Annotated in this window: 9 protein-coding genes; 1 reads left to right on the forward strand and 8 read right to left on the reverse strand. The window is 68.7% G+C overall.

Going from position 1 to position 9,422, the window contains the following annotated elements:
* From A7A76_RS20940 to A7A76_RS20975, 8 genes are all read right to left on the reverse strand, one after another.
* Positions 1-210 (reverse strand): hypothetical protein (locus A7A76_RS20940; RefSeq protein ID WP_206413121.1); only part of this gene is annotated, 210 nt, incomplete at its 3' end.
* 15 nt (positions 211-225) lie between these two features.
* Positions 226-1,953: a putative porin gene (locus tag A7A76_RS20945; protein WP_206413122.1), complete on the reverse strand. Its 1,728-nt coding sequence runs from the start codon at positions 1,951-1,953 to the stop codon at positions 226-228.
* A 39-nt stretch (positions 1,954-1,992) separates the two neighbouring features.
* On the reverse strand, positions 1,993-2,658 hold the full coding sequence (locus A7A76_RS25970) for a TonB family protein (protein WP_206413123.1): 666 nt from the start codon (positions 2,656-2,658) through the stop codon (positions 1,993-1,995).
* 13 nt (positions 2,659-2,671) lie between these two features.
* Positions 2,672-3,076 carry an ExbD/TolR family protein gene (locus A7A76_RS20955; protein ID WP_206413124.1) on the reverse strand — a complete coding sequence of 135 codons (405 nt, stop codon included), beginning with the start codon at positions 3,074-3,076 and terminating at the stop codon, positions 2,672-2,674.
* Positions 3,073-4,887 (reverse strand): DUF2341 domain-containing protein, encoded by a 1,815-nt coding sequence (locus tag A7A76_RS20960; protein ID WP_206413125.1) that lies wholly within the window; start codon positions 4,885-4,887, stop codon positions 3,073-3,075. Before A7A76_RS20960 ends, A7A76_RS20955 begins: the two co-directional genes overlap by 4 nt.
* Before the next feature lie 153 nt (positions 4,888-5,040).
* The gene (locus tag A7A76_RS20965; RefSeq protein ID WP_241201093.1) at positions 5,041-6,633 is read right to left on the reverse strand and encodes a ShlB/FhaC/HecB family hemolysin secretion/activation protein; all 1,593 of its coding nucleotides are present in this window, start codon (positions 6,631-6,633) and stop codon (positions 5,041-5,043) included.
* A 759-nt stretch (positions 6,634-7,392) separates the two neighbouring features.
* Positions 7,393-7,830 (reverse strand): VOC family protein, encoded by a 438-nt coding sequence (locus A7A76_RS20970; RefSeq protein WP_206413126.1) that lies wholly within the window; start codon positions 7,828-7,830, stop codon positions 7,393-7,395.
* 141 nt (positions 7,831-7,971) lie between these two features.
* Complete coding sequence (locus A7A76_RS20975; RefSeq protein ID WP_206413127.1) at positions 7,972-8,718, reverse strand: SapC family protein; 747 nt, start codon at positions 8,716-8,718, stop codon at positions 7,972-7,974.
* Between the two features lie 301 nt (positions 8,719-9,019).
* Between A7A76_RS20975 and A7A76_RS20980 the strand changes: the two genes are divergently transcribed.
* Positions 9,020-9,301 carry a hypothetical protein gene (locus A7A76_RS20980; RefSeq protein WP_206413128.1) on the forward strand — a complete coding sequence of 94 codons (282 nt, stop codon included), beginning with the start codon at positions 9,020-9,022 and terminating at the stop codon, positions 9,299-9,301.
* Positions 9,302-9,422: the final 121 nt, after the last annotated feature.

The raw sequence follows: 9,422 nt of genomic DNA on the forward strand, positions 1-9,422 counted from the left end.
GTCGCGCTCGCGCTCGGCCGCGGCGGTCGCGGCCTGCTGCTGCGCCAGCGCGGCCTCGGCCGTGCGCAGGCGCGAGGCGGTGTCGCGCAGCGCATCGCGCAGGCGGGTCTCGTTGGCGCTCTGCGCGTGCGCGGCGGAAGCGGCGAACCACAGCGCCGCCAGCAAGGGCGCGCTGCGCAGGGCGGCGTGGCGGATGGTGGGAAGGCTCATGCGCGCTCTCCGCGGTCAGAACTGGGTGTTGAGGTCGAGCTGGACCACGTCGACCGAATACGGCTGGCCGGTGACCTCGTTGGCGCTGAGCCAGCGCAGCCCCAGCCAGGTGTTGCGCGCCAGGCCCAGCGCGCCGCCGACGATGAAGCCGCGCGCGTTGGTGCCGCCGAGGTGGAAGTCCGAATCGGTGAAGGCGTCCGGCACCGCGTCGGATTCGATCCGCTTGTAGCCGATGCTGGCGTTCCAGTCCCAGGCCTTCTCGATCTTCGGCTGGCCGACCAGCAGATTGATGTAGTAACCCATGTCACCGCCGTCGAAGACGCCGGTGGCGGCCGGATCGAAAGTCGGCTTGAAGTTGTTGAGCGGGCCCAGCGCGCGGATGCGTTTGGCGTCGTACTTGAGGTTCTTGACCACGTCGGCCTCGAGCACGATCTTGACCGGATCGAAGCGCGCGATCTCCAGCGCGGCGTGCAGGTTGGCCACGCCGAACTCGCTGGCGTAGCCGAAGTACTGCAGCTGCGGCCCGTTCGGCGCGCCCTGCGCCGGCACGATGTTGCGGATCGAGAACATGGTGTTGCCGAACTGCTGGAACTGCGGGCGCGACAGGTCGGTGTCGCACACGTCCTTGGAGGTCGGCGCCAGGCACGGCGAGGAGAACTGGCCGTTGAGGTGGTCGAACAGGAAATAGCCCAGGCCGGCCTTGAGCGACATGTCGTCGGCGAACGCCCAGTCGAAGCCGGCCTGCGCGCCGTACAGCCACTTGTCGCGGCTGCTTTCCTTGTCCAGCTCCTGGGTCGAGCCGAAATCGAAATCGGTGTTGAACACCGGGAACGCGCCGACGTTGACGAAGCTCTTGAAGTCCGGGCTGTGGCGGAAGGTGGCCTGCGCGGCGACGCCGTCGAAGTTGAGGTCGTTGTCGAACAGCAGCTCGCTGGTCCAGAACGGATTGGGCGTGCGGCCGATGTCGGCGCTGAGCCACGCGGTCGGCTTGAGCCGCACGTAGGCGCGGTCGAGCCACAGCGAGTACTTGGACAGGTTGCCGCCGGCGCCCAGGGTCTGGTTGGTCGACACCGGGCTGCGGTCGCTGCCGCTGGCCAGGCGCAGATCGGCCTCGACCCAGTCGGAGATCTGCGCGTGCACGCCCAGCCGCGCGCGCAGGCGCAGGCGGCCGCGGTTCTTGGTGGTGTTGACGTAGGGCACCGGGTTGGCGACCGGGTCGGCCATGTCGTAGCCGCTGCCGGCGTTGAGCGCGGCGAAGTTGGGGAACTCGCGATAGTTCTCGCCGTCGTTGAGCACGTCCTCGGCGCGCGCGCGCAGGTCGCCGTAGAAGCTGATGCGCTGGGTCCATTCCGGCAGCGCGTTCGGCGCCGCCCAGCCTTCGCTCTTGGCCTGCTGCACCACTTCGGCGCGCAGCTCGTCCTTGATCTGCTGGCGCACCACTTCCGGCACGTAGGGCACGACCACCGCACCCGGCGCGGTCTGGTAAGCCGGCTGCGCGGCCACGGCCGGCGCCGGATGCGCCGCCGCGCTCGCGCTCGCCTCGGCGATCAGGTCGTCGGCCTGGCCGCGGGTCAGCACGCCCTTGGCGACCAGCAGGTCGATCAGCTTCAGCGTGACCTCGGGGCTGATCTTCGCCGCGTCCGCCGGCGCGGCCGCCAGCGCCGGCGCGGCGCAGGCCGACAGCAGCGCCAGGGCCAGCGCATTGGCGCGAAGACGGCGGAGCGGTTGAGTCGAAGCAGTCATGCGTCATCTTCCTGAAAGTGAAAACGGTTCGAAGCGGTCTCAGCCCGGCGACATCGCGCCGATGCGCAGGTTGATCGGCTGCGGCATCTCCGCCGGCGGCGCCTGCGGCAACGAGCGCCCTTGCAGCGCGGCCAGGATGGCCGCGTCGAGCTCGGGCTTGCCGGTGCCGGCGATCACCTGCGAGCGCTGGATCGTCCCGTCCGGGTTCAACCACATCGCCACCGTGGCGCTGTAGTGGCCCTTGCGGGTTTTCTCGCCTTGTTGCAGGTACTGCTGCACGGTGCGCTGCACCATCGCCGCGTAGCCGGCATAGGGATTGCCGCCACCGCCCTTGCCGCCGATGCGGGTGCCGCCGCCGCCCTCGCCGGCCTGCAGGCCGAACTCGTTGTTGCCGGGGCCGGCGTCGGCGGTCAGCGGATCGCCGGGCGGCTCGGCCGAATCTTGTTTGGGCGGCTCGATCGATTCGAACGGCGTGTTCTCGATCGGCTTGGGCTCTTCGGCGGTCTTCTCCGGTTCCGGCGGCGGCGGCGGAGGCGGCGGCGGCAGGATCACCTGGGTGATGCGCGGCGGCTGGCGCTTGACCGTCGGCCCGGCTCCCTGCATCAGCGACCACACCAGCCACGCCATCACCGCGACGACGCCGATCGCGCCGAGCACGCCGAAGATGCGCGAGGCCTTCGAGCCGCGGCCGTAGGTTGCGGACACGCGCGCCCCCCGCTCAGCCTTGGCCCTGGCGCTGCGAGGCCAGGCCGATGGAGGAGATGCCGAGCTTGCTGCACAGGTCCAGCACCGCCATGACCTTGTCGTACTGCACCGCGCGGTCGCCGCGCAGGATCACCGGCAGTTCGGCGTCGTTGGCCAGCGCGTTGCGCAGCTGCTGTTCCAGCTCGCTCATGCTGACCGGCACCGCATCGATGCTGACCTGGCCGGCGTTGTCGATGGCGATGACCTTGGTCTTGGGCTGCGACAGCGGCTGCGCCGCGCTGGCCTTGGGCAGGTCGACCTTGATGCCCTGCACCGCCGCGGTGGTCATGATGATGAAGATCACCAGCAGCACATACGCCAGGTCGAGCATCGGCGTGATGTTGATGTCGTCGTAAGGCTTCTTGCCCTGGACCTTCACGGCAGCGTCTCCGTCGACACGCTGCGGGCCAGGTGCGCCGGCAGCGGCGCGTCGCCGGCGTAGTCCTCGGCGATGCGCTTTTCCAGCTCGTCGACGAACACCTGCATGTCCGCGCCGATGGCCTCGGTGCGGCTGAGCAGGTAGTTGTAGCCGAACAACGCCGGGATCGCGACGGCCAGGCCGGCGACCGTGGCCAGCAGCGCCGCGGCGATGCCGGGCGCGATCGCGTTGATGTTGACGTCGCCGGCCGCGGCCACCGCGGCGAAGGTGATCATCACGCCGACCACGGTACCGAGGAGGCCCAGGAACGGGCCGCCGGAAATGGCGATGGTCAGCAGCACCATCAGCTTGTTGAGGCGCTGGCCTTCGCGCACCGCGGCGGCGTCGAGCGCCGAGCGGATCGCGGCGATCGACTGCGGCCGCACCACCGAACGCCCGCCGCCGGCGGCGACGCGGTTGCGCAGTTCGTCCAGGCCGATGGCGAGGATGCGGGCGAGATTGGACTTCTCGCCGCTCAGCGGCCCGCCGCCTTCGGCCGCGCGCACCCAGGAAACATCGTGCAGCGGGTATTCGCCGGCCTGCTTGCGGAACGCTTCGAGGAAACGCTCGTTGGCCTTGGACACGGTGTTGACGAACAAGCCCTTGCCGATCATCACCCACCACGAGATCGCGGCCATGAAGCCGAGGATCACGATCACGATCCAGGCGTCGACGGTCAGCGCGCTGAACAGGATGCCGAAGTAGTTGTGGCCGCCGTCGCCGGAGCGCTGTTCGACCGGCTGGAAGGTCAGCAGCTTGGCGTCCAGGCCCTGGCTGTGCGCTGCGGCCTGGATCAGGCCGAGCGGGCGCGCGACCTTGGACAGTTGCAGCTCGTCGATCTGGCCGATGAAGTTCGGCCGCGCCGCGCCGTCTTCGCCGCCGATCCACAAACCCGCGGCGGCGGCCGCCGGCGCCGCCGCGGCTTCGCCGGCCGGGGCGCCGTTGACGTAGACGTTGAGCTTGCCGGCGTCGGCGCGCACCGCGATGTGCGCCCAGCCTTCGCCGACCAGCGGCGCACCGGCCGAGGTGCGCACGCCGCCGGCTTCGGCGTAGACCACGCCCTGCTCGATCAGCAGCGTCAACGCGCCCGGCAGGGACGCGATCACGCCGCTGGCGTTGGCGCCGGCCGGCTTGATCCACGCGCTCAGGGTCAGCGGCTGCGCGGCGGCGAGATTCAGCGAGGCCGAGGCCGGCACCTTCACCGGCGCCTTGCCGTCGAGTTGCAGGCCCGAGCCGATCAGCGCGGTCTCGGCCAGGGTCAGCGGCGCCTGCGCGTTGTTGCCGTAGGCGGTGGTGTCGGCGCCGGCCGCGCCCTGGTTGGCGAAGTGGAACACCGCGACGCTGTCGGCGTCGTAGCTGCCCTTGGGGTCGCCGCCGGGCGTGGCCTCGGGATTGCCGAAGTAGACGAACACCGACGCCGATGCGTTGGCGTCGAGCCTGGGCACGTCGACCCAGGCCAGCGCGACTTGGTCGACCAGGCCGTCGTATTTCTCGAAGTGGTACTTCAGCGGCGTGCGGTCGTCGGCGGCGATGAAGCGCACGTCGCTGCCGTCCTCCTTGGCGTCGGCGAAGTTGAAGTTGCCCGAGTGCAGGCGCACCAGCACCTGCGCGCGCCCGCCCGGCTCGGTCATCGCCGCGCCGGCCGAGGTGGTGTTGAGATCGATCTTGGCCCGGTAGTTCCACTTGCCGTCCCACCACGAGGCCGCCGCGGCCGGAGCCGACAGCAGCGACAGCAGCAGCGAACAGGCCAGCAACACGCGCAATTGAGTCACGACACTTTCCCCGATAAATGTTCGGTACGGCTTCGAATAGCTGGTTGTGGAAGAACCTTCAGGCCCGATGCCTTTGGCTCAGGTCGCGATGCCGCTGCGGCGAGCGGGCACCGAAGCGTCGGGGCTAAAGCCCCTCCCACACGTCGCACTACCTCAGAACTCGCCCCACAGCCGCACGCCGACCTCGACCGAGTCGGGCTTGCGTTCGCGTCCGTTCGGGCTGGACAACGGATGGGCCACATCGATGGAGCCGTTGAAATGGCCGAAGGCCTTGACCGTGGCGCCGACGCCGGCGCTGACCAGGGTTTCGCTGCGCGTCTGCTCGGGCAGCGGATCGTTGATGCGGGCGTAGCCGGCATCGACGAACGCGCGCAGGCGCAGTTCCTGGAACGCCTCGCCTAGCGAGTCGGCGAACGAGGGCGTGCGCGCCTCCAGCGTCGCCGCCCCGCCGAGGTCGCCGAGCGCTTCGGATTCGTAATAGCCGCGCACGCTGTCGAGGCCGCCGATGCTGAACTGCTCGTTGCTGATCAAGGGCTCGCCGGCGAACTGGGTCTGCAGGCGCAGCATCAGTTGCGCGTCGCGTTCGGACTTCCAGGTGTAGGAGCCGCCGGCGCGCAGATAGAAGAAATTGGGTTGGGCCTGGTAGCGCTTGGCGTCGAACGCGGCGCGGCCGTCGCCGACGCCGCGCAGGTTGAACACCGCCGACAGGGCCAGGTCGGCGACCGAGCGCTCCTTCACCCAATCGGCGTTGTAGTTGACGCTGAGCGGGAAGTATTCGATCGGTACCGCGCCGCGGTCGGCGCCCTGGATCAGCGATTCGGTGAAGTCCTTGTAGTCCACGCCGAGGCTGAGCGAATGGTAGAAGCCCTCGCCCGCGGCGAACGAGCGCATCAGGCGCACGCCGGCCAGGGTGCCGTTGCCGATCACGTTGAGGTCGCCGACCACGGCGATATCGCTCTTGCTGCGCACCGCATAGCCCAGCAGCGACCACGGCGAGGCGCCGAAGCGGGCCAGGTACGAAGCCGAATACACCTGCGCGTCGGAGCTGCGCTGCGGCGCGACCTGCGCCGACAGGCTGAAGCTGTGACCGCGCTGCCACAGGTTGTCGTAGCGCACACTGGCCGACAGGCGCTGGTCGGTGGTGTTGGCGCTGTTGCGGTTGTTGAGCTCCAGCGAGCCGTGCAGCGGCAGCGCGTCCTCGACGTTGAGGTCGACATCGACCGTGTTCGGCGTCGCCCCGGCCTTGATTTCCGGGGTGACGAGGCGGTCGGGCAACTGGTTCAAGGCGAGGATGTCGCGCTGCACGTCCTTGAAGTTGGGCACCGAGCCCGCGGCCAGCGACGGCGCGGCGCGCTCGATCTCGTCGGGCGAGAAATAATCGGCGCCGTTGACGCGCAGGCGGCCGACCTTCTGTTCGTTGACCTGCAGCGTGACCAGGCCGGTGGCCACGTCCTGTTCGGGAATGACCACGCTGACGGTGGGATAGCCGCGGCTGTCGTACAGCGACTGCAGCGCGGCGCGCGCGTTCTCCACGTCCTGCTCGCTGCGCTGCGGGCCCAGGTGCGGGTAGACGATCTTTTCGATGTCCAGGTTGCTGAGCTTGCTGTTGCCCAGCACCTGGTAGGCGAGGATGTCGAAGCGCGCCGCCGCCGGCGCGGCGTCGGCGCGGGCCGCAGTTTCCTGCGCATGGAGAACCGCCGGCCCGAACATGGTCAGACCGACGGCTGCAATGAGGCGTAGATGCATCGACCCGGAACCATCCCTGTTGCGCCGCCCCGACGGGAGGGGGACGGCAGACCGCGCCAAGGTAGGTTCGCTATGTGACGATGTTTGAACTGCTACATGACAAGGCACGCGCAAGACGTCACGCATGTATCGCGCATGCAATCTCGTCCTCACAAGTCTTACGCGTGACGGGCGAACGACGTGCGCGCTCGCGCGCAGCCTGGTTTCGCTTGAGCGGTATCACACCCGTGAGAAACGACGCGCGTTCGGGTTGCGTCGTTTCGGCGGCATCTGCAGGCGAAGATCGTGTCGCGGCGTCTCGTCATATAGCGACACGCTGCTGTTTTCCCGCTGCGCGCATCGCGACGTCGTCTCGAATGCGATGGATCCGTTCGCGCGGGTCAACGCCTGTCTCATCGAAGCGAGAACGCAAGCCGAACGCGCGTCGCCGAACATCCACGACGATGACAACCCGCGATCGCAAGCGCGGCATTCGCGACTCGCGCTGAGAAACGGCGCGACGCCTATCGCATTGTCATCGACGCGCTGTTGTTGCACGGCGGAAACATGGCGGCGCGATTCCGCCTCGCCAGGATGTGCGCAACAGCCGAAGCAACTGCAGCGCGCGTCGTCTTTTCAGCGCAAGCGCGCCGTTTCGCGCATCGCTACATGCTGAGACTCGAACGCCACGCCTGGGTGGGAGTCCGTCGCAAGAAGTGGCGCGCGGCCGACGACAGCCGCGCGCCCGGGCAGCGCATCACCCGCGCCGGCGTCCCGCGGTCAGCCCAGTTCCTGCGCCAGCCCGATCAGGATCCCTTCGGGCCCGCGGATGTAGCACAGCCGATAGATGTCCTGGTAGCGCACCACGTCGCCGGCGAGTTGCGCACCGCGGGCGCGCAGCCGTTCCAGGGTGTCGTCGATGTCGTCCACGGCGAACATCACCCGCAGATAGCCCAACGCGTTGACCGGCGCGTTGCGGTGATCGGCGATCACCGCCGGGGCGAGGAAGCGCGACAGCTCCAGGCGGCTGTGGCCGTCGGGCGTGCGCATCATCGCGATCTCCACGCGCTGGTCGCCCAGCCCGGTGACGCGGCCGGCCCATTCGCCCTCGACCATGCCCCGCCCTTCCAGCTCCAGGCCCAGTTCGAGAAAGAAGTCGATCGCCGCGCCGAGGTCTTCGACCACGATTCCGACGTTGTCCATCCGCTTGAGCGCCATGTCCGATCTCCGGGTTTGGGTTTGGGTTTGGGTTCGAAGTGAGAGTTGGAAAATCAGGATCGGAAAAAACGAAGGGCGGCCCGAAGGCCGCCCCCGAATAGTGCGTTGCTGCGGCCGGCGGCAGCTGCGACCGGCACGGCGTCAGTTGACCGCGCCGCCCGCCGCGCCCTTGCCTTCTTCCTGCTGGGCCAGCTCCGACAGCCGCTCCAGATTGCGCATCGACAGCAGGTGGGTGTAGATCAGGCCCAGCGCGCCGGTGCGGAACAGCTCCGGCAGCTGCGCGTCGTCGAGCTTCATGAGCTTTTCTTCCGACACCGCGTAGACGCCGTTCAACTCGGCCTGCGGCTGATCGCCGGTGCCGAAGCGGATCACCCGCTCTTCCAGCAGGTCCAGTTCCTTGAGCTTGGCGGCGAACGCCGCGGTGCGCTTGAACTCGTTGTGCAGGTCCTGCAGGAAGCCCATCGCCCGGGTCAGGTTCTCGGTGTCGGCGCCGTCGTCGCCGAACAGCGGCTCGCCCTCTTCTTCCGACAGGCCGTCGTAGGCCATGTCCACGCACACCGTCACCGTGCCGCTGTCGCGGTCCTCGGCCAGCACGAACGGATACTGGCGCAGGAACGCCGGCACATAGCCGCGGCGCCAGCGCGCGCTGTCGTCCACGTACAGGTTCTGCTGGTTGCGCAGGCCCACCAGCACCGCCGGCAGGAAGTCGCCGTTGGCCAGCTTGGCGAACACGATCGCGTACTCGGTGGCGGCGCTGGGAAACTCGACCGTGGCCACCGGGACCGAATTGAGGCTGGCGGCGAAGCGGGCATTGTGCTGCGAGCTGCGGATGCGCAGGTTGCGATGGGTGTCGCGGTTGAGCGGGACGACGCGGTCGTAGATCAGCATGGAGTTCCGGTTCCTGGTGGCATCGGCCGGCGCAAACGGCCGGCGTAGGCGGCGAAGATGCGCCATCGGCGTGACAGTTACAACGCGCCCGGCCGCCGGGCACTCCGGCGCGCGGCGTTACCGTACTCCGGCCGGGGCACGAACGCCACTTTCGCCTGCACGTATCCCAGTCAAAAATGTCATCACATGCATTCCCATATCGTGATTACAGGCACATATAAGGCATGACGTGCCGGATCCGGCGCGCGTTCGCGGCGGAACGGGTGCGGGCAGGGAGAATGGCGTTTTGTTCAAGGTGTCGTTGCGAGAACACGCTCTGCTGAGCGTCCTGGTCGGCCTGCAACGCGGGGTGCAGCCGGAGACCAGCCATATGAAGCACGCATTGATCGAGGCCGGGCTGGCGCTGAGCGCGGACGGCCGGCTGAGCCTGTCCGACGCCGGCCAGACCTTGCTGCAGGCGCTGCAGCACATGGTCTGGGCCGAGGTCGAATCGCTGCAGCAGGTGTTGGCCAACAAGTCCGCCCAGCCCAGCGACGAAGTGCTGCGGATGACGCGGCTGCCGGCGGCGCCGGGCCCCGAGTAAGCGGCCGGCGGCGGATGACTCGCCCCGCCCCCTGGCAAGCGGCCGAAAGCCCCTGTAGGAGCGGCGCGAGCCGCGACCGCGACAACGCAACCATTGCGCAGATGTCGGCGCAGTTGCGTTG

Source organism: Lysobacter enzymogenes (assembly GCF_017168095.1).
Taxonomy (GTDB): domain Bacteria; phylum Pseudomonadota; class Gammaproteobacteria; order Xanthomonadales; family Xanthomonadaceae; genus Lysobacter; species Lysobacter enzymogenes_D.